General features: G+C 34.9%; 25 protein-coding genes. 5 read left to right on the forward strand and 20 right to left on the reverse strand.

Going from position 1 to position 24,267, the window contains the following annotated elements:
* The first annotated feature begins 242 nt into the window (after positions 1 to 242).
* The gene (locus tag AYC65_RS07815) at positions 243 to 809 is read left to right on the forward strand and encodes a hypothetical protein (protein WP_034868265.1); all 567 of its coding nucleotides are present in this window, start codon (positions 243 to 245) and stop codon (positions 807 to 809) included.
* An 81-nt stretch (positions 810 to 890) separates the two neighbouring features.
* Here the strand turns inward: AYC65_RS07815 and AYC65_RS07820 are convergent, their stop codons facing one another.
* The 13 genes from AYC65_RS07820 to AYC65_RS07885 all read right to left on the reverse strand — a co-directional run bounded on the left by AYC65_RS07820 (position 891) and on the right by AYC65_RS07885 (position 14,025).
* The gene (locus tag AYC65_RS07820) at positions 891 to 1,520 is read right to left on the reverse strand and encodes a response regulator (protein ID WP_034868262.1); all 630 of its coding nucleotides are present in this window, start codon (positions 1,518 to 1,520) and stop codon (positions 891 to 893) included.
* A 4-nt stretch (positions 1,521 to 1,524) separates the two neighbouring features.
* Positions 1,525 to 3,732 (reverse strand): tetratricopeptide repeat-containing sensor histidine kinase, encoded by a 2,208-nt coding sequence (locus AYC65_RS07825; protein ID WP_052114643.1) that lies wholly within the window; start codon positions 3,730 to 3,732, stop codon positions 1,525 to 1,527.
* Between the two features lie 62 nt (positions 3,733 to 3,794).
* Complete coding sequence (locus tag AYC65_RS07830) at positions 3,795 to 6,260, reverse strand: tetratricopeptide repeat protein (protein ID WP_034868257.1); 2,466 nt, start codon at positions 6,258 to 6,260, stop codon at positions 3,795 to 3,797.
* Between the two features lie 207 nt (positions 6,261 to 6,467).
* On the reverse strand, positions 6,468 to 6,632 hold the full coding sequence (locus AYC65_RS21050; RefSeq protein ID WP_234300262.1) for a hypothetical protein: 165 nt from the start codon (positions 6,630 to 6,632) through the stop codon (positions 6,468 to 6,470).
* 381 nt (positions 6,633 to 7,013) lie between these two features.
* Entirely contained in the window at positions 7,014 to 8,231 is a 1,218-nt protein-coding gene (locus AYC65_RS07845) for a hypothetical protein (protein WP_034868255.1), read from the reverse strand.
* A 46-nt stretch (positions 8,232 to 8,277) separates the two neighbouring features.
* Positions 8,278 to 9,042 carry a hypothetical protein gene (locus AYC65_RS07850; protein WP_034868252.1) on the reverse strand — a complete coding sequence of 255 codons (765 nt, stop codon included), beginning with the start codon at positions 9,040 to 9,042 and terminating at the stop codon, positions 8,278 to 8,280.
* A gap of 1 nt (position 9,043) precedes the next feature.
* On the reverse strand, positions 9,044 to 9,496 hold the full coding sequence (locus AYC65_RS07855; RefSeq protein ID WP_234300263.1) for an SPRY domain-containing protein: 453 nt from the start codon (positions 9,494 to 9,496) through the stop codon (positions 9,044 to 9,046).
* 34 nt (positions 9,497 to 9,530) lie between these two features.
* Positions 9,531 to 10,235: an SMI1/KNR4 family protein gene (locus AYC65_RS07860; protein WP_034868496.1), complete on the reverse strand. Its 705-nt coding sequence runs from the start codon at positions 10,233 to 10,235 to the stop codon at positions 9,531 to 9,533.
* 107 nt (positions 10,236 to 10,342) lie between these two features.
* Positions 10,343 to 10,600 (reverse strand): DUF7660 family protein, encoded by a 258-nt coding sequence (locus AYC65_RS07865; RefSeq protein WP_034868249.1) that lies wholly within the window; start codon positions 10,598 to 10,600, stop codon positions 10,343 to 10,345.
* Between the two features lie 316 nt (positions 10,601 to 10,916).
* Positions 10,917 to 11,447 (reverse strand): hypothetical protein, encoded by a 531-nt coding sequence (locus tag AYC65_RS07870; RefSeq protein ID WP_234300264.1) that lies wholly within the window; start codon positions 11,445 to 11,447, stop codon positions 10,917 to 10,919.
* Between the two features lie 104 nt (positions 11,448 to 11,551).
* A complete protein-coding gene (locus tag AYC65_RS07875) occupies positions 11,552 to 12,181 on the reverse strand; it encodes a hypothetical protein (protein ID WP_034868245.1) in 630 nt (209 codons plus the stop codon).
* Positions 12,182 to 12,294: 113 nt separating this feature from the next.
* Positions 12,295 to 12,510, reverse strand: a complete 216-nt coding sequence (locus tag AYC65_RS07880; protein WP_034868244.1) for a hypothetical protein — start codon at positions 12,508 to 12,510, stop codon at positions 12,295 to 12,297.
* 33 nt (positions 12,511 to 12,543) lie between these two features.
* The gene (locus AYC65_RS07885) at positions 12,544 to 14,025 is read right to left on the reverse strand and encodes a hypothetical protein (protein ID WP_034868242.1); all 1,482 of its coding nucleotides are present in this window, start codon (positions 14,023 to 14,025) and stop codon (positions 12,544 to 12,546) included.
* A gap of 206 nt (positions 14,026 to 14,231) precedes the next feature.
* Here AYC65_RS07885 and AYC65_RS20930 point away from each other — a divergent pair, with 206 nt between their 5' ends.
* Complete coding sequence (locus tag AYC65_RS20930) at positions 14,232 to 14,384, forward strand: hypothetical protein (RefSeq protein ID WP_009084707.1); 153 nt, start codon at positions 14,232 to 14,234, stop codon at positions 14,382 to 14,384.
* 13 nt (positions 14,385 to 14,397) lie between these two features.
* On the opposite strand, the gene AYC65_RS07890 is transcribed toward AYC65_RS20930, so the two are convergent.
* The 4 genes from AYC65_RS07890 to AYC65_RS07905 all read right to left on the reverse strand — a co-directional run bounded on the left by AYC65_RS07890 (position 14,398) and on the right by AYC65_RS07905 (position 17,520).
* On the reverse strand, positions 14,398 to 15,330 hold the full coding sequence (locus tag AYC65_RS07890) for a YeiH family protein (RefSeq protein WP_034868495.1): 933 nt from the start codon (positions 15,328 to 15,330) through the stop codon (positions 14,398 to 14,400).
* Positions 15,331 to 15,398: 68 nt separating this feature from the next.
* Positions 15,399 to 16,292, reverse strand: coding sequence for a LysR family transcriptional regulator (locus tag AYC65_RS07895; protein WP_034868240.1), 894 nt, complete (start codon positions 16,290 to 16,292; stop codon positions 15,399 to 15,401).
* Between the two features lie 31 nt (positions 16,293 to 16,323).
* Positions 16,324 to 16,869, reverse strand: a complete 546-nt coding sequence (locus AYC65_RS07900) for a GNAT family N-acetyltransferase (protein WP_052114642.1) — start codon at positions 16,867 to 16,869, stop codon at positions 16,324 to 16,326.
* Between the two features lie 42 nt (positions 16,870 to 16,911).
* Complete coding sequence (locus AYC65_RS07905; protein ID WP_034868238.1) at positions 16,912 to 17,520, reverse strand: DUF2911 domain-containing protein; 609 nt, start codon at positions 17,518 to 17,520, stop codon at positions 16,912 to 16,914.
* 175 nt (positions 17,521 to 17,695) lie between these two features.
* Here AYC65_RS07905 and AYC65_RS07910 point away from each other — a divergent pair, with 175 nt between their 5' ends.
* From AYC65_RS07910 to AYC65_RS07920, 3 genes are all read left to right on the forward strand, one after another.
* The gene (locus tag AYC65_RS07910; protein ID WP_034868236.1) at positions 17,696 to 18,217 is read left to right on the forward strand and encodes a GNAT family N-acetyltransferase; all 522 of its coding nucleotides are present in this window, start codon (positions 17,696 to 17,698) and stop codon (positions 18,215 to 18,217) included.
* 185 nt (positions 18,218 to 18,402) lie between these two features.
* On the forward strand, positions 18,403 to 18,633 hold the full coding sequence (locus AYC65_RS07915; RefSeq protein WP_034868234.1) for a hypothetical protein: 231 nt from the start codon (positions 18,403 to 18,405) through the stop codon (positions 18,631 to 18,633).
* A 51-nt stretch (positions 18,634 to 18,684) separates the two neighbouring features.
* Positions 18,685 to 19,485, forward strand: a complete 801-nt coding sequence (locus tag AYC65_RS07920) for a GLPGLI family protein (protein ID WP_034868232.1) — start codon at positions 18,685 to 18,687, stop codon at positions 19,483 to 19,485.
* 49 nt (positions 19,486 to 19,534) lie between these two features.
* Here AYC65_RS07920 and carB read toward each other — a convergent pair whose 3' ends face one another.
* Genes carB through AYC65_RS07935 form a run of 3 tightly spaced genes read right to left on the reverse strand, consistent with a single transcriptional unit; the run spans position 19,535 to position 24,219 of the window.
* The gene (gene carB, locus AYC65_RS07925; protein WP_034868230.1) at positions 19,535 to 22,717 is read right to left on the reverse strand and encodes a carbamoyl-phosphate synthase large subunit; all 3,183 of its coding nucleotides are present in this window, start codon (positions 22,715 to 22,717) and stop codon (positions 19,535 to 19,537) included.
* Positions 22,718 to 22,762: 45 nt separating this feature from the next.
* A complete protein-coding gene (locus AYC65_RS07930; RefSeq protein ID WP_034868228.1) occupies positions 22,763 to 23,125 on the reverse strand; it encodes a four helix bundle protein in 363 nt (120 codons plus the stop codon).
* An 11-nt stretch (positions 23,126 to 23,136) separates the two neighbouring features.
* The gene (locus AYC65_RS07935) at positions 23,137 to 24,219 is read right to left on the reverse strand and encodes a carbamoyl phosphate synthase small subunit (protein ID WP_034868226.1); all 1,083 of its coding nucleotides are present in this window, start codon (positions 24,217 to 24,219) and stop codon (positions 23,137 to 23,139) included.
* Between the last annotated feature and the right edge of the window lie 48 nt (positions 24,220 to 24,267).

Consider the following 24,267-nt stretch of genomic DNA (forward strand, 5'->3'; position numbering starts at 1 on the left):
GCATGTAAGTTTTTAAAAATCTTTGATTTTAATCTTAAGTGAACTTCTTCTTGTAAGTTAAAAGTTTTACTCTAAAGTGCCTTAAGTGTTATTATATAAAATTTTAACAGTATCAAAAAATGCTTTTCATTACTGGTGCTTAAAGAAAAACATGATAAGAATAAGCTAAAAACCCCTGAAATCAGCCAGTGTTTATGAAACTAAAGTCGAATATCTTTGCTGTAGTTAATTAAAGATATACAATGAAAAAAATAAGTTTATCAATTCTTTTTTCTTTACTAAGCCTTATCACTTTTGCACAGTCTTTAAAAGTAATTATTAAACAAGATGGAAAAGTAATTGAACCTGTAAATGATGTTTATGATCTTAAAAAGTCCCCTTTTATATTTGAGTTCACAGCGACCAACCTTGAAGGCTTTTTAGTGGGAGCCACTACCAATAAAGATATTTATGCAGGAGCTCTGGGGCTTTTCAATACAGAAGTTCCATGGTTTCAGAGTACAGGTATGGCGGAGGAATTGTACAACAAAGACAAAGAACTTTTTCTGATGGATCAGGCGCCTTCCTACTGGTATTATACCGATGCAAAAGATCACCGATTCGATAAAAATCCTAAAGGGAACTTAAAACAATGGACAGCGACCCGTACTATTACCAGGTTTTATGATATTATGGTGGATCAGCCTATCGGTTTAAAAGATTTTGACGGAAGAGTCTATCTGTTCATGTATCAGCCTGTATACAATGACGAATATGATTTAATAGGAAAGAAAAACCTGTTTCAGGGGGCACTGAAATTCAAAGACTAAATTATCACGCACCGAATTAACTTGATTATATAAAAAGCCTGTTTACATAATGTAAGCAGGCTTTTTTACAGGATGAATATTTTATTCAATAATCAAACCATATTCTATAGCCAATTTAATCGCTGAGCTAAGATTGGAAGTTTGAAATTTTTCGATAAGATTTTTTCGGTGACTTTCTACAGTGTGCGGGCTGATGAAAAGCTTTTCTGCCATTTGATTGGTTGTAAGCCCTTTTGCAGCTTCAGCTAAAATTTCTTTTTCTCTTCGCGTTAGTTTCGGAACCTGATTTAGTCCATCCAGCGATTTCTTTTCCAGGACAGAATTAGTTTGAGAACACAAAAATTGTTTTCCCGCATATACAGTATTAATCCCTTCCAGGATTTCGGAAACTGAAGCATTTTTCTGGATGTATCCTAATGCACCCTCAGCCAAAGTACTATTAATTACAGGTAACTCATTGTGAACACTCAATATAATAATCTGGAGATTTCCGTACTTTTTCTTTAGCGGTTTTATGAGTTCGATACTGTTGGTGTCTACCAGATTGATGTCCAGCAATAATATATCGATAGCTTGTTTTGCAAGACCTGCATTCATTTCAGAAACGTTTCGGAAACAATCTACAACATCTATTGTATTGCTATTTCCCAAAATATTCTTCAATCCTTCTAATAGAAGTGGATGATCGTCTGTTATAGCTACTTTTATCATGTTTTTAATGAATAGGTATTTGAAGTTCTATACTGGTGCCAATATTCAATTCGGATATGATATTCATGGTTCCTTTTAAAAATTGGACTCTTGATTCTATATTATGAAAACCAGCCGTTTTTTTCACATTTAAGCCTTTGTGGTCAAAACCTTTACCGTTGTCCTCCACTGTAAGATTGAGTACGTTTTCTTCCTGACTTATCTGAATAATAATTTCGGAAGCATCGGCATGTTTTATGGCGTTGTTTACCAATTCCTGAATGATTCTGTAGATTATCAATTGCTTTTCTTCAGATAAGGAATTGCGGTAGTTGATAAATTCGGTATGGATATCTAAAGCGCTATTGGATATGCGGGAAGCAAACTCCTGGATAGCTACTTCCAAACCGTATTTCACTAATAAATCAGGCATTAAATTGTGCGCTACACGCCTTAGCTCTTCTACAGCACCATCAATTTGCTTAATCGATTTTGAAATTCCATCTTCTATAGTTTCAGATTGATGAGGGTCTAAATAAGACAGCTGAAGTTTGGTTCCGGAGAGCAAGCCTCCCAATCCGTCATGAAGATCCCGGGCTAAGCGGCCACGCTCCTGTTCCTGCCCTTCCAGCAATGCTGTAAGTGTAGATATTTTGGAATTCTGCTTCTCTTTTTCCATGGCCAGAGCATGCAATTGATCTCTTTGCTTCATAGACTTTATACGCTGTTTATAGGCATAAAGCAATAAAATAATCAAAACGACGAAAATGACAATAAAAACAAAATAATAGGTATTAATCTTTTCCTTGAATGCCAGCAGTTCTTTATAATTCTTAATGTCATTGTTCTTCTGTTCGGTCTCTAGCTTTGCCAAACGAAGCTGTTGTGCTCTTTTTTCGGATTCAAGTTCAGAAAACTTTAATCGTTCACGCTGATTTTCTTCTGTTAGTTTTAAGTTATTATACACCTGTTCACGCTGAGCACGAAGTATATTTATTAGCTTAATTTGTTGCGCTTTTTTATCGCTTTCCAGCTGCAGCTTTATATACTTTTGTTCCTGTCGTTCTTTCTCAAACTGTGATTCCAGCCTTTTTGTAATATCCAGTTTTTCCTGATCATAAACACTTTTGTATTTATCAACATAACTTTTATAATAAACAAGTGCCTCTTTATAATTACCCTGTTCTTCGCTAATTCGGGACAGAGATTCCAAAATAGAGAGTTCTATGTTCTGATCTCTGACCGGGCTCTTCCCTATTTCCATAGAAGCTTTCAGAAAGTAGGACTTCGCTAAATCATAGTCGTTATTTTTAATCGCCAGCTCTGCCAAAATTCCGAATGAAGAGGCAATATGAATAGCATTACCCGTTTCCAGACTTACTTTATTGGCTAATTGAGCATATTGCATAGCCTTATTTCTGTCAAAATCAATGTACAAGTTGGCTAAGTTGATGGCTGCATAAGAGAGATTACTCTTGTTGAGCATAGCATCTTTTCTTTTGTTGAAAGTTGTAATAGCCAGTAAGTAGTAATGTTCTGCTTTGTTTTTCAAATCCAAATCTGACAGATTCTGAGCATATTTTTGTTCATACACATACCCCATACGCATATAGGCATCAAAGATCAGATTAGGATCATTCTGTTTAGATGCCAACAACAAAAACTGCTTACTGTATTTTTCTTCCAGCTGGTATTCATTGAGGTTAGAATAAACTGCAGACAGCTCTTTGACTACGGTAGCAAATCTTCCGTATAATGTAGAAGTCGTTGGTGAATTTTCGTAATAATTAATTGCTTTCAGGTAAGCAGCAACAGCATCGGTAGTTTTATTATTGCGTGCCAGAATCCAACCTTTTGCATATTGCAGATAGCCTTTTGCTTCATTACTACTTGTTTTTAAGCTGTACATATTGGCCATATCCAAGCTTTTTAAAGACTCAGCTTGTTTATTGTCCAGCCTGTAATTCATAGCCTGAACAGCATACAAAATGGTAGCGTATTTCCCATCTGCTTGTCTTTCTGCAATAGGAATAACCGTTTTTAAAATGTGGTAAGATTTGTCCTTATAATTCTGAAGAAATAATGCTTTTGCATATTTTGGGGCGATATTTAACTGCTCGGTTGTATTGTCTGAAGCATTATTATACTCCTTTTCCAATTTGCTCAAAGCATCTTGTGCCTGAGCAAAAAACGGACAAATAAATAAAATGAATATAAATAATAACCTGTACATCAAACCCTTCTCTCTATTAAGACTTATTATATTAAGGAGCGTAAATATAGATAAAATACTTTCTAATCAATTTCGAAATCATGTTGTTCAGCGAAAGATTTCCATTTCTGGAATTTCTTTTCGTTTTTAAATTCCAAACTTTCACCATAATAATAAACCAAACGTTGTGTAGCATATATATATGCACTGTAAGCATTAGCTTGTTCATAGTACTTAATAGCCTTCTTTAAATCTGTTTTTACACCCAAGCCTTGTTCATAGAGAATACCATAATAAATACCGGAATAGGATTGATCATAATCCTTCTTCAGGTAATCCAGTAGGTTTTTATAATCACTTAGCTGATAATAGATTTCTGATATTTTATCGTAGTTATAGTAGTACTTTTTCTCAGCCTTTTGATAAAAATCCAAAGCTTTATCATAATCCTGCTTTACATGTTCACCAAAATAATATAAGTCACCCAAATTGGTAAGAGCCATTCCGTCACCAAGCTCCGCTCCTTTTTCGTAGGCTTTAATCGCTTTTTTGATATTAAAGGAATAACCTGTACCATTGTGATACAAAGCGCCAATATTGTTCCAAGCTACGGGATGGTTTTGTTGTGCTGCTTTCTCATAATATGCAATCCCTTTTTGGGGATTAAATAATTCTTCAATTTCGGGATCGGTGAGTAACAAACCTATTTCTACCCAACTATCCAGGTCATTTCTTTGAGCGGATAATTCAAACAAGCGAAGCGCTTCCTTATAATTTTGATCTTTCTTCGCATCAAAAGCCATCTTTTTAATGGTTTCTATGTCCATGAATTGTTCGGGATTACTGCCTGACCGGTCTTTCCAACCGTTGTAAAAGGAAATAAAGTATTCTAAATCTTTGCCCCGAAATGAATACCGATCCAGATAAATAGATCCATACTCTGGAATCTCAACCTGCTGAATGCTTTTATCTTCATTCATCCTAAACATATTCTCGCCCAGATACAGAAACAGCAAACCTTCTTCTGTACTATAATTTAAAGGATTAGAAATATACTCGTACAGCTTTTCGGACAAACCATTTTCGAAATCAAACAGTTGATAACCTTCCTTTTTCTGAACTGATAAGAACCCATGTTCCAGATAATGAATCTGTTTAATTTCGGAATGAGGAGTGATTAACCAAATATCATTGTCAGCATCAAAAAGGCCTAATCCGTTTTGAGTTTCCAACGTAAAGACATTGTGTTTATATGCGATATCTGGTTTCCCTTTTATTTTAGTAATGTATTCGTTCTTTAAAAGAAACTGATGCTTCAGGGTGTTATAGATCTTCCAGTTTTTATCTTTACAAACCGCCAAACAATCAAAACGTTCTAATAGCATCAACTGATCTGCCTCCTCTATTACAGGATTACCTTTTTCATCTATCAGCTTGCCTTTTTTATCAAACTTATTTGGTTTAACCCAGAAACAAGCACCCGCTTTTACAATGCTCTCTTCAACAAAATCACCCAGATAATTTCCTTCTTTTGTATAATATCTGCGTTTGCTGGTTCCTTTTTGTTTGGTAAAAAAAAGTTCCGGAAAATAATCATATTCATATGGATTTTCACTTTCAACAGGAATAATCATCTCTGCAAAATTAGAAACTCCATATTTACTGCCTGTTTCCACACATAAAAATCCATAAGTAATTACTTCAGTTGAGTCATAATCAGGAGGAAGTATCCAAGTATTTGAATGGACTTTTAGAATTCCTGTCTTCCCATTCATTTTTATTTCGCCCAAAGGTTCCGATTCAAAATCGAATATATCAAAGGCATCTTCATAAATCGGAGGAACCAATTCCTTACCGTTACTCTGCAGATAACCGAACAGACCATCTTTCTGAATCACTGATATACCGTAGTAATAATCTGCTTCAAAAATATCATCATAAATAGCCGGAGCCAGAATACTACCTTTTGAATTCTTCAGACCAAATTTTCCATTTTCTTCGAATATAGAAGAAGCAACTTTCTTGTAAGCAAGTTCTTCAAAATATCCCAATCCGTAATTGATCCAATCTGTTTGTAAAATATCAAGAAATGACGAGTATCCGTATTGTGAAAACAAGGAATCTAATAAGCTAAGATTCTGAGTTTCTACTGCTTTTTTATACAGTTTACTTTTCTGCTGAATCTCCACCAACCATTCCTTTGCCTGTGTTTTATGTTTTTCTTCACTCATATTGAATACATCTGTTGCATTCAGTACAAAGGAGTCAAAAGGCAATGCTTCCAGAAACTCAAACATTTTGTTAACAGGTTCGTAGTAGGCTTTTTTATAATGTAGCTGATAGGTATCGGCCAGTAGATTGAAAAAGTAACGCAACTGTACAATTCCCTGCTCTTTGTTGGAGAAAAACTCAACACCTTCTACTCTGATATCTTCTGCAATGAGAGGGTATAACAATAAAGGAATTTCATAGTTCCATTCGCCCAAATAGGTATCGAATGATTGATTTGTTTTCTGATCGTAGTTGTATAAATAAATACGGTGTGCCATTCGCTAAAATTACCAAATCCGGTAATCTTAAAACATCCCTGTTTACAGTGATTTTGCAGATTTGTATTATTTGCTTAGAGTGACATTCTTCATACTTAACACCTTTATTTTAGTGTTATCCTGCTAAGCTTGGCAAGGTTTAAAACTTTGCCAAGGCCGTTTTAAAAGTTTAAAAAATCAAAAATGCAAACTTTCAAAAGCTGTTAGTTATTTATCGCTTCCCGCACCAAAACTTCCGATTTCGATACTGTATTCCAGATTGGGAATTTTATCTAGAAAAGAAATGTTTTTATCCATTAATTTACTTTTATTTTCAATAGAGAGCTCTTCCAGACTGGTAAGATTGGCTAAACTTTGTAGGGATTCTATCACACCACTCTGAAAGAGATGGAGGTATTTAAGAGTTTTGACCGTTGAAATAGCTTCTGTAATGGCTTCAACATCTTTGCAAAGACTTAGATCCAGTTCTTTTAAATTATTGAAATCTCCCCTGCTGGTGCGAGCATCCTGCTCGTACCCACATTACCTAAATTAACATCGATTTTCAAAATTTCTTCAAAATCATCGCAATAATTTCTTGAACTGCTATACTTCCATTCCCAGGGTTTTGATGTACATACCTGGTTTTTGTTCAAATACTTTTAGAGACCATGTTTCAATTGGTTTATTATTTTGTTGCCATAATTGACAATTTTTCACATTTGAGTTTCTTTCCCTGCACGAGCGAGACGCTCGCGCAAGCGGGGGCATGATTTAACAGTTATAATACGCTTCGGGGATCTCAACCTGCTTTTTCGTCATTTGCTCCAATTGCTGAGCAAACTGATCGAAGAAATAAGTGTCTTCTATAAAGACGTACAGATAATTTCCGGTACTAAGATGCACAATAAGATCTGCGTACCCTGCTCCTTTTGCCGGAAGAACATTCTGAAGTGTAAAATATTTAATTTTTTCAAGATCTAAAATCAATGCAGTATCTATTCCTGCAAATCCGATTTTATGATTGGTATTATCTATCCAGATACCACTTTTTCCTCCCAGTAGTTCTTTTACCTTTAGCGGAATGTGTTTAATGCCGTCGTGATCGATATAACTGACTTTCATATCTAATCTGTTATGGAAGGATATTAGTCTGGATATTTCCATCATTTCTTCGTATTCTTTATTCTCTAAAAAATACCTGTATTCTCTTTTGTTATAGAAATGAAGCGATGTGCTGCCATCATCATAGGCATATTCTTTATCGTAGGTATAGCATATAGAAGCATTTATACCATTTGCCAAAACAAATTGCAGATAACATTGGTCTTCTCTTTCATAGCCGTATTGATTAATATCAATATCGTCATCAATCCAAAGTCCTCTCAATTGCTGATAGCTTTTATCAGTATTGGTTTCGTCATACAGGTTCACGAAAAACTCTTGCACAGGGCGATTAGTACTGATGTTGTCAGCATATATTTCTAATTGATCGATAAGGATGCCTTCTATTCTAACAGGATATCTGAATCTTAAATATCTGGCACCAAAATCGGTAAAATAAGCTTCTACACAACCCGATGCTTCCAGTTGTTCGTAAGTAGTATCCCAAGACATCATCTGCCGGGGCTGTGCATATACTTCGTAGCCAAAATCGACATCATCCGGATATTCGTCAAGAATCTGATAATTCCGAGGCATTTTTTTTGCCCAAATTTTTACTTTATCATCTTCATTTCCGGCTTTACATACTGCAAAAAAGGTTTCGTCATCAAAACCAAACCGATCTGACAATTCTTGATATACTTCTGCAAAACCTTTCAGCTCGGTAGATATATAGTGTTGGTGATCTGCGAAAACAAACAGAAAGGGTACATCTCCTAAAATCTGTACATATGCATATTGTAGTGACTGAATATTTGCATTTTCAATATTACTATGATCTTTATAAAAAAGTGTATCTCCCTCTATCCAGGTTCCTTTATTATCCATTTACGGTTTCTCTTATATATTTTGTAAAGTTGAGTTTTCTATCAGATTAAGTGTATTCTAAACAAATGACAGCTTTTTTAAGCCCTTTGTCATAAAATAAAAATACTTGGTCTGCCGAATTTTGTTGAAAATCATAGCCCTCCAAACATGCAATATAATCCATCAGGGTTCCGTCAGGTTTAAAGGGTTTCTCAATGAGGTTTTCACCTCCGAAATTGCATTCTTCTAAGGGGAGCGCATTGGTATTAAGTTCTTCAAAAATACCAAAAATCTTATTTTGTAAACGTTCCTCTGCATATTCTGAGTAATTATCTTTCTCCAGATCTTCAACTGTAAGCTTACGTAAACGCTCTAAGCGGCGAATGTCATCCACCTCTAAGCCTGGCCGATTGAAATCTTTTTCATAAAGCTTATTGTGTTTTTGATAATATTCCTTTTTTAATTGATACATGGCCTCATTCATGTTGTATTCAATTTCTAAATCTGAATAACTGCTTCCATAATTTTCTGGGGAAATCACGGTATGTGCTGAGAAATAATTCCAATCTGCATCAAATTTGTATTTACCATCAATTACATCGAAACCAAACATATCTGCTTTGGTATATTCTGTATGGTATTCTGGTGTATCCTCTCCGACACAGCCATCGTAAATTTCCTTTACAGAAACAATGTGCAGCCATTGATCTTCTGCTGGATCAATAAGTTTTAAATTAATTGAACAAATCGGAAGAAAATATTTTTTATAATTCTCCATATCATCATAAAACACATCTTCATACTCCGGAAAAATTTTTATTAAATCTGTCATTTTATTTTCTTGTGAGTTTTAACTGTTCTCCTTCTTTTACAAGATCGAAAACCATTTCTTTAGATGGTTTGAAAATTTGTATTGGTGCGTCACAGAAATCGGACTTGCTAATGCTGTCAACTTCCATTTTTATCTGGTTAGCTTCCGTAAAATAATACCTGCCGTGCACCTCAGTAAAGCAATCATTCCCACATTCCCATGCATCATAGCTTCTGAATTTTTCTGCATCTAAAAAGTTGACAGCATGAAAGTTGAAAATAACTGCAGTGTCAATTCTTGGAGACATATAATAAGTTTTCCCACCATCCGGAGCTATAAGTCCTCCTTCATTAACAATCCAGTGGGTGTTTTTCAGATAATTCGGGAAGTTCGCTTTTTTTCTTTCCGGCTCTTTGCAACTGAAGATTATAATCAACAGGACGCTTAAAAACAGGAAAGCAAAATTCTTTTTCATCATTGTGTTTTTTATAATTATTGAGTCAATTACTCTATTTCCAATAATCAAATTTTGTATTCAATTTATCAAAAGCCATTTTCTGCTTAATAAGCTTTTCAAGCTCGTCAAAAGTCAACAGACCTTTTGCCTCAAATTCACCGCCATTGGGTGTTTTGTAGGTATATTCAAAAATATCAAGCTTGTAAAGATCCTCCAGAATTTCGACTTGTTCAGGTTTTAAATATTTACGGTGTGTCTTCAGCTGATTATGCAGATTCTGTTTGATTTCTTCTTCAGAATCCTCATAAGCCATAGAATATTCATCTATTTCGGTTAAAGATTCCAAAAGCTGTCTAAAGATAAAATCCTGCAGATTTTTGGCTAAAATTTCAGCATCTGAATCATGACCGAAAAAAGTAATGGGAATTTCACCATTATTCTCCATATCCAATTGGAAAACATACAAATCTCCGGCTCCGTTTTTTGCCAGAGGAACCATTCGGTATTTAGGATTGATATCGTATACTTCATGGTTAATAATTTCCCTGATTCCATTGCGATAAACGATCGGATCCCATATTTCGATATCACTTCCAAACAAAAGTAAAGGCGGATTTTCTTTTAACGTTGGAAAAACATTAGTGTACCAACCGTTTCCATCAGAACACCAATCGAGCATTTTATCAGCATATAATTGCTTATAAAGCTCCGGATAAGTAAAATTAAATTCTCTTTCTAATTCTTCTAAAGTATTCATAAGCATGTTTAAACAGTTTCTCTAAATATTTCTGGTATTTCCCAGACTATAACGGTGTATTTTTGATCAAAAATATTAGAACACAGCTTGTTAGCATGGTGACATCTTTACTCGTAAACCTTCGCACCTTTAAAAATATCTGCAAAGGTTGACCAGTCTGGCTTGTCAGCATTTATACCGAGTTTCATATTGTCATAATAACCCTGAACGTCTTCTGTGTATGCACTTAATGCTTCCAGAAAGTCGGGCAATGTTTTGTTTTCCCAATTTTCAGGATCGTCTAAGAGGTCCTTTCGTAATAAGTCAAGAAACCTAATGAAGCTTTGCCTGTCTGTAACTTTAAAGTTGTTAAGTGTATCATTCATATAATTGGCTATAATATTTTCGAGTTTTACGTTTGATCAGCATTCTCCCTGCTCGTATCCACATTATCTATTAACATCGATTTTCAAAATTTGTCCAAAATCATCGCAATAATTTCTTGAACTGCTATACTTCCACTCCCAGGGTTTTGATGTATATAGTCTGGTTTTTGTTCAAATACTTTTAAAGACTATGTTTCAATTGGTTTATTATTTTGTTGCCATAATTGATAATTTTTTACTTGAATTTCTTTCCCTGCACGAGCGAGACGCTCGCGCAAGCGGGGATCAATATTGCAATACCCTAATTTTCAAGTGATTATATTTTTGCAAAGAAATTAAAGGTTTTTTCAGCAATAAGCTTTGGGGTTGTACCAAATGTATCCTTGATTCGGTCTTCGTACAACTCAATTTTAATTATTTTAATGTCACCCGGGATTTTATAGGTTTCATCTTTTGTATAATTATAACCCACTACATCAGAGCCTTCTTTACCTGGAATCTTTTTGACTTCTGCATAGTATCTCAGCGTTATGCTATTGCCTTTATGCTCTCCTTTTTCAAAACGAATTTTCCTAATCTTATTAATGTTAAGTCCACCTGAACTGATATTTCCCTGTATACGAAACTTTAGTATTTCAGCATTTTTGGAAATCATAAAAATCATAGGATTAAGACGCTCCGTAGCTTCTTTACGAGTTGTATAAGTGTGTTTCCCGCCTGTCTCCGGAACTTCTCTTGTAACCCGATTGGGTTCTGAGTAAATAGTCGTAATATTCAGTTTCTGAGCATTGGTTTCACAGCTAAACAAAGTCAAAAATGAAGCTAAAATCATGAGTTGTTTCACCATTTTATTTTTAATAAATCTTTGATTTAAAGATAGCCAAAGCTGTTGTATGAAAACATCCCTGATAATAGTGGTTTTTATAAAATTTCACCAATGATCATACTCTATTATATTCCTTTTTTGGCGTCTTTCAATATTTTTTCAGCTTTCAGTCTTATTGCTTTGGGTAATAAATTGAAATTGGCATCCCTTTCTTCGTGATACTGATCCTCTTCCTGATATGGAATCCATCCGGTAATTTTTGATTTTGAAAGTGTTTTTTGACCTCTTTTGGTATAGACAATAACTTTCAATGGCTTGGCATCTAATCCGTCTGATTCTCCAAAATAAGTCAGGTAAAACTCTGGAAAACCATCTTTGTCTGCATCACCGACTTCACAATAGTTAATGAGGTACATCGGTTGTCCCAGGTCTTTTGCAAAGTCTTTAAAGGTTATTTGCGGAATTAATCCACCATGGTCTTCCAGAAAAATTCCTGAGTGTAAATCTTTGGGAATACCATTGAAATAAGTGCCTTTTTCAACTTTTTTTTCATTAAGATACCAAACATAACTTCCATGGTTAGGAACAAAGGAAGTTGCAATCATCACTGGATTTCCTTCTAATGGATTTCCAAGTTCTTCAATAATCTCTTTGTATTTTTTATCTGAAGAAAAATATACTCCTGTTCTTATTTGTGCAAAAGATGATATACTTATCATAAAGGCAGCAACAGGTAATAGTTTTCTGAAAATCATAGTGTATATTATTTTGAGTGTATTGTTTAATTCTGTTTGTATTCTTATCCAAAACCAGTTTTATATATTCTGGTTTATCTCACTTTTAGCAACCGCTTCAGGATTCAGGATATTCAATTGATATTATAGAAATATAATGCTGTTAAAACTACTACAATAATTCCGGAAATCAGAAATGAAAGAACGTAATAAAGCACTTTTTGATGTTTTTTCCGTATAGAATTAATGATGAAAATAATGAGCGTATAAGAAAGTCCTGCCCCGAAGAACAGAGCCAAAGCGGTAATAATCAAAGCTCTTTCCAGGTGTAAATCTGCGGATGATAACATACTTAAATTAAATATTGAGATTAAACTACATGATTATTCTTTGTATTCCTGTCCGGAATAAATATCGATGTAGTAATAAATATTTTGTCCCAAATCCGTTTTAACATTCACCAACCCATCGGAATTAACGGACTTATAAGCTTTTAATCCGATACTTTTCTTATTCTTATTATCATATAGTATATACAAACCATCTTTCTCTTCTTGAAGAGTATAAATCTGTTGTTCGGTATCCAAAACGGAAATACTATAGCATTCAGGTTTTATCTCCCAAGATTTTGTCCTACTGTTCCATAGTCCCATGGTTCTTTGTTTTTTTCCATCTTCAATACTAATAAGGTATGCATCATTCATTCCCCGATAAGACTTTATTTTTCCAAACTTCCAGTTTTTGTCGATGAACTGATCTGGTAAAATCATTTTTCTGTCTGGCCAGACTATATTCCCGATCTGATCCATAACTTTAAAATTATAGGTACCAATAGAATCTGAAACATTTCCTTCGGTATCGATATAAAGCCAGTCATATGCCCAGACATCATGATCGTAATTAAAAACCCCTAATAGGAAGTAAGGAGAATTGGTTATGGAATAAACTAAAGAAGCTCTTTTGATGAAATCAATCTGTGAAGCTGTTGCCTTTGTTATTTCTTTCGGAAATACCTTTTCATATTGAGGGAATGGATACACATCATTGGTTTTACTATCTGTTAAGAGTTTAGGAATTTCCGGATCGAAGCGTTCTTTGTTTACTTCTATTAATGTTAAAGTTTCATTTCCAAATCTGATTGAAAGGGTTTCGGTTCCTTTCAAACTATTATGAATTGCTTTTTTCTGATTCAATTCGTATATCGAAAAATTTGAATTTGAAGCTTTAATAAAGCGTTTATCTTCTAATAATTCAGTAATATTATCCTCAATCTTATTTAATCGCCTATTCCTGATTTCATAAAGACTTCCATTCCAAAAAACATGGTTTTCATCTACAGAAACAAAATTCAGAGAATACTCATCTTCCAGATATGGAACATCTTTACTAAGCAAAACTTGATTGGTTTCTAAAATGCCAATCTCAATTTTATGATAGGTTTGCTCTTTCTTAATACCACTTCTCATAATATTCCAATCCCATTTCCAGGCTGGCATTTTCTTTTCGTACTCAATTTCTCTTTTATAAAATGTAAGACCGTTGATAACATCTACATTGATCTCATCGGCCGAAAAATCCAAAACTATTTTTCCTTTTTCGTCTATAACTGCAGATTCCTTTTTTTCATTTCCTACAATTGCAAAACCTGTAGGTGTAAATAATGATGCAGCTTTGAATTTCTGTTCGATAACAGGTTTTAGGTTTGTTTTCTCTACATAGACAAAATCATTCTGCTTTGTTAAAAACGGAACGCTACTTATACTTTTCATTTTTGAGGAAATTAATGTTGGATTATCTTTTTTTTCCTGTGCACAGGCGATGAAGGAAGTCAACATAAAAAAACTTCTAAATACTATTGTTTTCATAATCCAAAATTTTATTCATCGTACGAGTCAATATTAAAGAGAAATGGAAAATGATACAATCCCGATTATCAGCTATATTTTTAATGCATACAATCGCTCAGTTTGTCAACGATTATACTCTATCAGAATCTTAATTAGAATTAATACAAATAAGATAAGCAAATATTATAATATTTGCTTATTTTTGTTCTCAATGTATTATTAACATGGAGAATTTACCACAAGAGAATCAATCGAAGTTTAAAAAATGGTTTAAGAGAGTTGGCTGGGCAGGTTTAATCTTCTTTACAGTGAAGGGGCTGGTATGGCTGGTAGTTTTCTACTTTGGTGCCGATGCACTGAAAGGGTGCTTTAAATAATCCCATCAGTAACCTACGCCACTTCCATTATTACCAACAAGGAGCCTACTGAGATAAATACCCAAAGTAGTACACCCTGTACTAAAGGTTTTACACCAACTTTTTTTATTGAGCTCATGCTTAGTCCAGATGCGATTAGGAATAATGTTATATTCAATGCTTTTTTAGCTGTAAAAACCATTATTTCACCAAAAGGTTTAATCTGTGGGAAATAATATGCCAATAAAATAGCACCAATAAATCCCAGAATAAAGTATGGTATTTTGATTTTTTTCACAGAACCTTTATTCAGTACTGACAATAAAATCGAAACCGGAATAATCCATAAAGCACGTTCCAGTTTTACAGTAGTAGCTATTTTCAGCGCTTCCTCTCCATATTTCTGAGCAGATCCAATAACTGAACTCGTATCATGTATCGCAATAGCAGACCATAATCCAAACTGATCCTGACTCATATTCAGCTGATGGCCGATAACCGGAAAAATAAGTAACGCCAAGGCGTTCAGAATAAAAATACAAGCCATAGCGACAGAAATATCTTCATCTTTGGCATTGATAACCGGAGCCAGCGCTGCAATAGCACTACCACCACAAATGGCAGTACCTCCGGAAATTAATGTACTCGTAGATTTATTAATTTTCAGATATCGCCCTATAATAAGGCCAACGATTAAGGTGAAAAAGATTGATGCTACAGTAAATATCAATCCCTCCTTCCCTACTTTTATAGCTTCTGTAAGGTTCATTCCGAAACCAAGCCCTACAACTGAAAATTGCAAAAGATACTTAGCAGCAACAGAATTATGCTTTATATAAGGATGACCGATAAAAAAGCTTACCACGAATCCTAATATTAAAGCTAATGGTGGTTCCACAAATGGTGTAACACAAAAGATAAGCAATACAAAGAATAGTATTTTCTGAAGTAGTGTTGCTTGTTTCATAATTTTAAATTTCATGAAGCAAAGCTCGGAATTAAACATTCCAAAAACTAATCAAAAAATATTATAATCTATAACTTTTTGTTATACATATAAAAGAAATCTAAAAACAGTTTGGGTATACCATCAAAGTTGCCATGCATGTAGACAGCATTGAATTGTCTTTTGATACTAAAATTCTCTATCTCCAGTACTTTAAACTTACCAGATAGCAACTCGTTTTTAAGAGAATGAATCGAGAGGAAACCAATACAATTACTATATTCTAAAAATGTTTTGATACTCTCTGTACTTCCTAACTGAGCCTGAACTTTAAGATCTTTTAAACGTATTTGATTTTTATTAAAAATATCTGCTATAACATCGAGACTACCAGAGCCGTTTTCACGAAGAACAAAATCCTGTTCTTTAAGCTCGTTAATACTAATTTCTTCCTGAGCAAATAAAGGATGATTCCGGTGTACAACAGCAACGATCTCATCATCCATTACGGGCTCATATTTTAAACTGGATTTTCCGGAATGTCCCTCGATAAAGCCCAGATCAATTTTACTTTCCTGTAATTCTTTTTCAATTTCCTCTGTATTGGCATTCAGCATCTGGATGATAATCTGAGGATGTTTCTGCTTGAACTCAGCCAAGACCCTCGGAAGTATATACTGCCCGATTGTAGTACTTGCTCCTATATTCAGCCTTCCATTAAAGCTTCCTTTCAGCTCATTTACTTTAAATTGGGCCTCTTCATATACTTTCAGCAGTTGCTGTGCATATTCATAGTATACTTTTCCGGCCTGAGTTAATTCAACCCTTGCATTCTTACGTTCGAAAAGGCTAACTCCAAGCTCCCCTTCTAATTCTTTTATGTTTTTGGTAACAGCAGGCTGAGTGATAAAGTTGAGTTGTGCTGCTTTGGTAAAACTTTTATGTTCTGCTGCTGAACAGAATATCTTTAAACGAAAATCCACTTTAAAAAATAGTAATTACAGAAATAAATATTTAGTTACCAGTCTCAGGTTTGTCTATTACATACCATGCATTAATGCGGTCTGGTTCTCCAAAATAGGCAACTCTTATAATTTCTTTGAGCTTTGCACCCAATCTTTCTATAGCAATACGTGAACGTTTATTATCTTCCCCTACGTGGAAGTTGATTTTGTCGACATACTGAAAAATGTAATCCATCATCAAATGTTTTACTTTTGGATTGATACCGGTTCCCCAGAATTTAGTTGCATAAAAAGTATAACCTATAAAAATACTGTTATCAACTTCATTATAATCATAAAAGCGAGTGCTTCCTGCCAATTCTCCGGACTTTTTATCATAGATAAGATAAGCAGCATGACTTTCTAAAGCTCCCTGAAAAAAGGTTGTGAATATATCTTTCTGATATCGCGTAGGATTCGGATGCTGTTCCCATACCTTAGGATCAGAGCCAATTTCATAAATCTTTTCAAAATCTGATTCTTTAACCAGAACAAGTTTTACATCATCATTTTCCAAAACTTCAGGAATAGGTACGGTTGTCATTTGGTTTGTCATTATTTTTAAAGTTAAAAGCGGGCTTTCGCCCGCCTGTATGTTTTATTTTTTCTCTGCTGTTTTTCTTGCATCACTGTCGATTTTCTTAATGCTCTTCAGCTGTTCAGCAATAAGATTAACAGCCGATTCATTCGCCACTTTTACAGGTAGCTTTACCTGAACATTGTCCCATGAAATCTCTATATCTGTTTGCGAAGCATTAACCGGTGTAAGGTTAATTGTAAAAACTTCTGTTTTACTCGTAAGTGTTTTAACCGGAACCGTTACTCTTGCAACATCATCGCTTTCTTTATAATCGTATGCACCCCAGTTTCCGACACCTTTATTCAGAATAAGAACCCATTCTTTAGCTTTAGGAATAGCATAAAATGCATAAGTCCCTGCCTTTATATATTTGTCACCAAATAAAATATCCTGCCCGAATGAAATTAAGGTTGCAGAATTAGCTCCTAAACGCCATACTTTGTCATAAGGTTCTAAACCACCAAAAATTTTTCTTCCGTTAAGAAAAGGTCTTCCGTAATCAATTTTGATTTTAGAAACTGAGAATTGTTGCTCTGTAGCGGCTCTTGGGCTGGCAACAGGTAAAGTATACTGTGAATAAGCCAGAACACTTGCAAATAAGGCTAAACTAAAGGCGAGTTTTTTCATTAGGAAATTTTTATTTAAAAGTAAAAAACATTTTGCAAATGCCCGAATAAAAAAGGATTTTCTTTTACTCAAATATTACAATATTCTGTAGCATATATGTTTTATATAGTTTCGTTATTGTCCTTAAAATGAAATCAGTAGTTTTGCGCGAGATTATTGAATCTTTTAATTATTTATGAAAGCGGAAAAATTACAAATTGAACATCTTATAACTGAAAGGCTAATCCTTATTCCATTTACAAAAGAAATGTGTGAAAATATATTGAATCATAACTATTGTGATTTGGATACATTAAATATAAAGAGAGGAATAAACTGGCCCGATACAGATTTTCTGGAAACACTTCCACGAATTCAGAATAATTTATCTTTAGTGGATGGGCCTACAGGATTTGAATCCTGGATGATTGTAAGAAAAGATACCAGAGAAGTAATTGGTGATGTGGGTTTTAAAGGCTACAATAGTGCAGAACAAAATGCAGATATAGGTTACGGGATAAAAAAAGAGGAAAGAAGACAGGGTTATGCAGAAGAAGCTGTTAGCATGCTCATCCAATGGGCATTCTCAACCGGAATTATTAAAGAAATAACTGCACGAAGCTATATTGATAATTATGCTTCTGCATTATTACTTACAAAATTAAACTTCGTAGAAATAGAAATGGACGAAGAATTGTTTTATTGGTCACTGAAATAATAAGTAATATCAAAAAATCTATAGAATAAGAAAAAGGCCGCTCCCATTCAAGAGCGGCCTTCCATTTAACACCAAAGAATTATTTAAATATAAAATACCTAATATTATATTTAAATTAACACTTTCTAATTTATTAGTAAAAAATATTTATTATTTTAGAAAGCCAAACCATATTTTTTTTAGAAATGAAAAAAATCAATTTTGGTGCTTCTAATGGAAAGAAATTGTTCAGAGCACAATTAAAGAACGTATTTGGAGGAATTTATCAACAACCTGAGGGATTAGAACATGACCCAAATGATAAGTACTGTGGTGGTGGTGATATGTGTAGTGGAAGCAGTGATTGTCCTCCCGGAACGGCATGTGGCGCTTTTGGAAGACCCGGAGAGACTTGCTCCAGATGTCTTTCAGTTTAAGACAAAGCAATGAGGATTATCCTTATTGCTTTTTTAAATTTATACTGAATTATGAAAATAATATATATACTTACAATAATACTAATGTCTGTACAGCTCTCAGCGCAGAAAAAAACATTTGTATACCATTTAAAATACAATGACGGTACAGGAAAAGATTCCGTAGAAAGAAATTATGTTTTAGATGTTTCCGATAACAAATCTATTTTCAGATCTATTTCAGAAAGGAAATCAGATTCCTTATTATCAAATGGAAAATATGGCTTTGGAAGTAGTTATTGTTTTGAAGAGCAATTTTATATCAATAAAGATTTAAAAGAAAACAAAATACTAAAACAAGTCAGAAATTTTTTTGGACGCTACTTGATTAAAATAGATGAAAAATTAAATTGGAAGATCCTTTCGGAAAATAGCAAAATAGGGAGTTATACTGTCCAAAAAGCGGAAACAGATTATGGAGGTAGACATTGGGTCGCTTGGTTTACAACAGAGATTCCAATTCCGGAAGGCCCATATATATTTAATGGTCTCCCGGGTCTCATAGTTCAGGTAACTGACGATAAGAACGATTATGCTTTTTCTTTAAATGAAGTAAAAAACTTTGATGGCAATTTATTTCAGATGAAAAAAGGAATTATTATGGATTTCCCAACTTTTCAAAAGTTTTCTATGAATTATTATAATGATCCTTTTTCAGAAGCAGCAGCTAGAAATATGCCAATGGCAAAAGAAGATGAGAATGGAAATCCACAAAAGATTACAAAAAAAGAAATGAACGATATGGCTCAAAAATATATTAAGGAAAAAGGGAGTAATCCAATTGAATTAAAATATAAAAACATATACAATTAAAATAGCCCCTTTCGGGGCTATTATTTTTTATTTATTGTCTATCTGTTGATTACATTTCCTGCATTTGGAAAGTCATAGACTCTATTACTTTTACCAGAGCTTCTACAGTATCCATGGATGTTAGACATGGCACACCGTTTTCAACGCTTGCTCTACGGATTCGGAAACCGTCTCTTTCGATCTCTTTTCCTTTAGTCATCGTATTTACCACAAACTGGATTCCTCCTTTCTGGATCAGGTCGATTAAATCTTCTTCAGCAGAGTCATCTACTTTGTTTACTACTTCAGCACGAACTCCGTTTTCTTCGAAATATTTAGCTGTTCCGTTTGTTGCATAAATCTTGTAGCCAATATTTGCAAATCTGGAGGCCAAGTCAAATGCTTCAGGCTTATGTTTGTCAGCTACAGTGAACAATACTGCTCCGTGTAATGGCACTTTTCTTCCTGCAGCGATCAAACCTTTATATAGTGCTTTTTCCAGTGTAATATCTTTCCCCATTACCTCACCTGTAGACTTCATCTCAGGTCCTAAGGTAATATCTACTTTGTGAAGCTTGCTGAAAGAGAATACCGGTACTTTTACAAAGATTCCTTCTTTGTTTGGTACCAGACCATTTTCATAACCTTGTTCTTTAAGACTCTTACCAAGGATTGCTTTTGTAGCGATATTTGCCATCGGTACTTCGGTAATTTTACTTAAGAATGGTACTGTACGGCTGGATCTTGGATTAACCTCGATTACATATACATTTCCTTCGCTTAGTACATACTGAATATTCATTAATCCAACTACTTTAAGTCCTTTTGCAAGGCGGATGGTGTAGTCTACCAAATCATTAAGATTTTCCTGGCAGATATTTTGTGGCGGATAAACTGCGATAGAGTCTCCGGAGTGAACTCCGGCTCTTTCAATATGTTCCATAATCCCTGGAATTACCACTGTTTCTCCATCACAGATAGCATCTACTTCAACCTCTTTACCTGTTAGATAACGGTCGATTAGTACCGGCTGTTCCGGGCTTGCTTCTACAGCAAATTCCATGTAATGTTCCAGTTCACTTTGCTTGTATACAATTTCCATTGCACGTCCTCCTAATACGTAGCTTGGACGTACTAAAACGGGATATCCAATTTCATTGGCAATTACAACTGCATCTTCTTTAGAGAAACATGTTTTTCCTAGTGGCTGAGGAATTCCAAGTTCCTGAAGTGCCTGCTCGAATTTATCTCTGTTTTCAGCTCTGTCAAGATCTTCTAATGAAGTTCCCAGAATCTGAACACCATGTTTAGCTAATTTATCAGCAAGGTTAATTGCTGTCTGACCTCCAAACTGTACTACAACTCCTTTAGGCTTCTCAAGGTCGATAATACTCATTACATCTTCCTCTGTTAATGGTTCGAAGTATAATTTGTCCGAGATAGAGAAGTCTGTAGAAACTGTTTCCGGGTTGTTGTTGATAATGATAGCTTCGTAACCCATCTCTTTAATCGCCCATACAGAGTGTACCGTTGCGTAGTCGAATTCAACTCCTTGTCCGATACGGATAGGTCCTGAACCTAATACTATAATCTTTTCCTTATCTGTTACAACACTTTCGTTTTCCTCTTCATAAGTTCCGTAGAAGTATGGTGTTTCAGATTCGAACTCTGCTGCACAAGTGTCAACCATTTTATATACCGGGATGATTCCGTTTTCCTTACGGAATTTGTAAACTTCATCCTGAGTCACATTCCAAAGGTGAGCGATGTTTACATCAGAGAATCCAAGTTTCTTAGCCTCTCTCAGAACTTCAGCATTTTTAAGATTCTCAGCAATCGTCTTTTCAAAGTCTACAAGCTTTTTGAATTTCCATACAAAGAACTTGTCTATCTTACTCCATTCTACGATTTGCTCCCAAGAGTAACCTCTTCTTAAAGCATCTCCTATAATGAACATTCTCTCGTCGTCAGCTACACGAATTCTTCTTTCGATATCAGCCGGAGTTAAAGCTTCTGCTGCTTTAGTTTTCAGGCCTAAGTGTTGAATACCCGTTTCCAGAGAGCGGATAGCCTTCATAATAGACTCTTCGAAGTTTCTTCCGATAGCCATTACCTCTCCTGTCGCTTTCATCTGTGTAGAAAGCTTTCTGTCTGCTGTTTCGAATTTATCGAACGGGAAACGAGGAATCTTTGTTACCACGTAGTCTAATGCAGGCTCGAAGCAAGCATAAGTTTTACCAGTAACCGGATTCATCATCTCATCCAGTGTAAGACCAACTGCGATTTTTGCAGCCAACTTAGCGATAGGATATCCTGTTGCTTTTGAAGCTAAGGCAGATGAACGGCTAACTCTTGGATTAACCTCGATAATATAGTAATCGAATGAATGCGGGTCTAAAGCTAATTGTACATTACATCCTCCCTCAATTCCCAGGGCACGGATAATTTTCAGAGAAGCATTTCTAAGAAGCTGATATTCTCTGTCGGATAATGTCTGAGATGGTGCAACTACGATAGAGTCTCCGGTGTGGATACCTACCGGATCTATATTCTCCATGTTACACACTACGATGGCATTGTCGTTTGCATCACGCATTACCTCGTATTCTATTTCCTTGAATCCGGCAATAGATTTCTCGATAAGACACTGTGTAACCGGGCTGTATTTAAGACCATTAGCTGTAATTTCTTTTAGCTCTGTCGCGTTAGATGCAATACCACCACCTGTTCCACCAAGTGTAAAGGCCGGTCTTACAATTACCGGATAGCCTATATTCTGAGCAAATTCTAATGCTCCTTGTATTGTTGTTACAATTTCAGATTCAGGAACTGGTTCTTTCAATTCTCTCATTAGTTCGCGGAACAAGTCGCGGTCTTCAGCCTGATTAATTGCTGAAAGTTTAGTTCCTAAAACTTCTACTTTGCATTCTTCTAAGATTCCAGAATTTTCAAGTTCCACTGCCATGTTAAGACCCGTCTGACCTCCTAAAGTGGGAAGTAAAGCATCTGGTCTTTCTTTACGGATAATTCTGCTTACAAATTCCAGAGAGATAGGCTCGATATATACTTTATCTGCAATCTCTACATCTGTCATAATTGTTGCAGGGTTAGAGTTTACCAATATTACTCGGTATCCCTCTTCTTTTAGTGCCAAACAAGCCTGCGTTCCTGCATAGTCAAATTCTGCAGCCTGTCCGATGATAATAGGTCCGGAACCAATTACCAAAATAGTTTTTATATCGTTTCTTTTCATAGGTTTAAAATGTAACAATTTATCAATCTAACAGTGTAACAATATTTATTCACCGTTTTCTTTTGATAAACTTGTGCTTAAAATTTTATAAATAATTTTTCCAATTTCTATAATCTGTGTTTCCAAATTATCATTGAATGGATAATTTTCAGAATGTTTACACAGATATAGCCAATATTTTGTTTCTTCAAGCTCTTTGGCTGCTAATTTCACTTTATTGACAAAATCTTTTTTACTATATGGATTTTGTGCTTCGAAAGAATTTGCACCGATGCTTGTTCCAGAACGTAATAATTGTTTAGCAATAACAAATTTCTTTTTACTTTCCAATAACTCACAGAACACTATAATATCTAAAGAGAATTTAACTGTCTTTTCAATTAAAGGATTGTTTTCGAAATTAATCATTTTAATTATTGTTAAACTGATACATTTTTAAATTGGTACATCATACTAATAAACTCATCAAATAGATAGTTTGCATCTTCAGGACCTGGACTAGCTTCCGGGTGATACTGAACTGAGAAGCAAGGGTGTATTTTGTGTTTTACACCTTCGTTGGTTCTGTCATTTAGTGCTATGTGAGTTTCTTCAAGATCAGTATTCTTTAAAGATTCCTGATCTACAGCATAACCATGGTTTTGAGAGGTAATGCTTACTTTATTTGTTTTAAGGTCTAATACAGGGTGATTTCCTCCTCTGTGGCCAAATTTCAATTTGAATGTCTTCGCTCCGCAAGCTAAGCTTATCAGCTGGTGCCCCATACAGATTCCGAAGATTGGAACTTTTCCTAAAAGACCTCTGATCATTTCAAGAGCATGTGGTACGTCCTCCGGATCACCAGGACCATTAGACAACATAATCCCGTCCGGGTTAATCATCATGATTTCTTCAGCTGTGATATCTTGAGATACGACTGTTACATCACAATCTCTCTGAGTCAGTTCTCTAAGGATTCCCAGTTTTGCACCAAAGTCTACTAAAACTACTTTTAACCCACGTCCCGGGCTTGCATAATTGGTTTTCGTAGATACAGCTTCAATCTGGTTAGTTGGGAATGTTGTTGCTTTTAGTTTTTCAACAACAGCTTGTTCATCAGCATTTTCGTCAACGATTTTTCCTTTGACAACCCCTTTGCTACGGATAAGTCTCGTTAGCTTTCTGGTATCGATTCCGGAAATTCCACTTAAGTTTTTGTGTTTAAAGAATTCATCCAGATCCATTTGGCTGCGGAAATTAGAAGGGAAATCACAAACTTCTTTCACAATTAATCCTTTCATAGCAGGTTCGATAGACTCATAATCGTCTCTGTTGATACCGTAATTCCCAATTAACGGATATGTCATACATACGATCTGACCACAATACGAAGGGTCTGAAATAAGTTCCTGATAGCCGGACATACCGGTATTGAAAACTACTTCTCCTTCTGTGTCTACGTTGGCACCGAATCCCACCCCGTGGAAAACTTCGCCGCTTTCTAATATTAGCTTTTTCTTCATTTTATTTTCCTGTACAATGTACAATCCATGTTGTACACTATATTTTTA

The organism is Elizabethkingia bruuniana (assembly GCF_002024805.1).
Taxonomy (GTDB): domain Bacteria; phylum Bacteroidota; class Bacteroidia; order Flavobacteriales; family Weeksellaceae; genus Elizabethkingia; species Elizabethkingia bruuniana.

What these genes read in the sequence shown, in the direction of transcription:
- AYC65_RS07900 (WP_052114642.1), bottom strand. Translation starts at nt 16,869, where the DNA reads ATGACAAACCAAATGACAACCGTACCTATTCCTGAAGTTTTGGAAAAT.
- AYC65_RS07830 (WP_034868257.1), bottom strand. Translation starts at nt 6,260, where the DNA reads ATGGCACACCGTATTTATTTATACAACTACGATCAGAAAACAAATCAA.
- AYC65_RS07825 (WP_052114643.1), bottom strand. Translation starts at nt 3,732, where the DNA reads ATGTACAGGTTATTATTTATATTCATTTTATTTATTTGTCCGTTTTTT.
- AYC65_RS07860 (WP_034868496.1), bottom strand. Translation starts at nt 10,235, where the DNA reads ATGAATACTTTAGAAGAATTAGAAAGAGAATTTAATTTTACTTATCCG.
- AYC65_RS07870 (WP_234300264.1), bottom strand. Translation starts at nt 11,447, where the DNA reads ATGGTGAAACAACTCATGATTTTAGCTTCATTTTTGACTTTGTTTAGC.
- AYC65_RS07930 (WP_034868228.1), bottom strand. Translation starts at nt 23,125, where the DNA reads ATGATTAATTTCGAAAACAATCCTTTAATTGAAAAGACAGTTAAATTC.
- AYC65_RS07915 (WP_034868234.1), top strand. Translation starts at nt 18,403, where the DNA reads ATGAAAAAAATCAATTTTGGTGCTTCTAATGGAAAGAAATTGTTCAGA.
- AYC65_RS07935 (WP_034868226.1), bottom strand. Translation starts at nt 24,219, where the DNA reads ATGAAGAAAAAGCTAATATTAGAAAGCGGCGAAGTTTTCCACGGGGTG.
- AYC65_RS07875 (WP_034868245.1), bottom strand. Translation starts at nt 12,181, where the DNA reads ATGATTTTCAGAAAACTATTACCTGTTGCTGCCTTTATGATAAGTATA.
- AYC65_RS07820 (WP_034868262.1), bottom strand. Translation starts at nt 1,520, where the DNA reads ATGATAAAAGTAGCTATAACAGACGATCATCCACTTCTATTAGAAGGA.
- AYC65_RS07880 (WP_034868244.1), bottom strand. Translation starts at nt 12,510, where the DNA reads ATGTTATCATCCGCAGATTTACACCTGGAAAGAGCTTTGATTATTACC.
- AYC65_RS07865 (WP_034868249.1), bottom strand. Translation starts at nt 10,600, where the DNA reads ATGAATGATACACTTAACAACTTTAAAGTTACAGACAGGCAAAGCTTC.
- AYC65_RS20930 (WP_009084707.1), top strand. Translation starts at nt 14,232, where the DNA reads ATGGAGAATTTACCACAAGAGAATCAATCGAAGTTTAAAAAATGGTTT.
- AYC65_RS07855 (WP_234300263.1), bottom strand. Translation starts at nt 9,496, where the DNA reads ATGAAAAAGAATTTTGCTTTCCTGTTTTTAAGCGTCCTGTTGATTATA.
- AYC65_RS07910 (WP_034868236.1), top strand. Translation starts at nt 17,696, where the DNA reads ATGAAAGCGGAAAAATTACAAATTGAACATCTTATAACTGAAAGGCTA.
- carB (WP_034868230.1), bottom strand. Translation starts at nt 22,717, where the DNA reads ATGAAAAGAAACGATATAAAAACTATTTTGGTAATTGGTTCCGGACCT.
- AYC65_RS07905 (WP_034868238.1), bottom strand. Translation starts at nt 17,520, where the DNA reads ATGAAAAAACTCGCCTTTAGTTTAGCCTTATTTGCAAGTGTTCTGGCT.
- AYC65_RS07890 (WP_034868495.1), bottom strand. Translation starts at nt 15,330, where the DNA reads ATGAAACAAGCAACACTACTTCAGAAAATACTATTCTTTGTATTGCTT.
- AYC65_RS07845 (WP_034868255.1), bottom strand. Translation starts at nt 8,231, where the DNA reads ATGGATAATAAAGGAACCTGGATAGAGGGAGATACACTTTTTTATAAA.
- AYC65_RS07920 (WP_034868232.1), top strand. Translation starts at nt 18,685, where the DNA reads ATGAAAATAATATATATACTTACAATAATACTAATGTCTGTACAGCTC.
- AYC65_RS07850 (WP_034868252.1), bottom strand. Translation starts at nt 9,042, where the DNA reads ATGACAGATTTAATAAAAATTTTTCCGGAGTATGAAGATGTGTTTTAT.
- AYC65_RS07815 (WP_034868265.1), top strand. Translation starts at nt 243, where the DNA reads ATGAAAAAAATAAGTTTATCAATTCTTTTTTCTTTACTAAGCCTTATC.
- AYC65_RS07885 (WP_034868242.1), bottom strand. Translation starts at nt 14,025, where the DNA reads ATGAAAACAATAGTATTTAGAAGTTTTTTTATGTTGACTTCCTTCATC.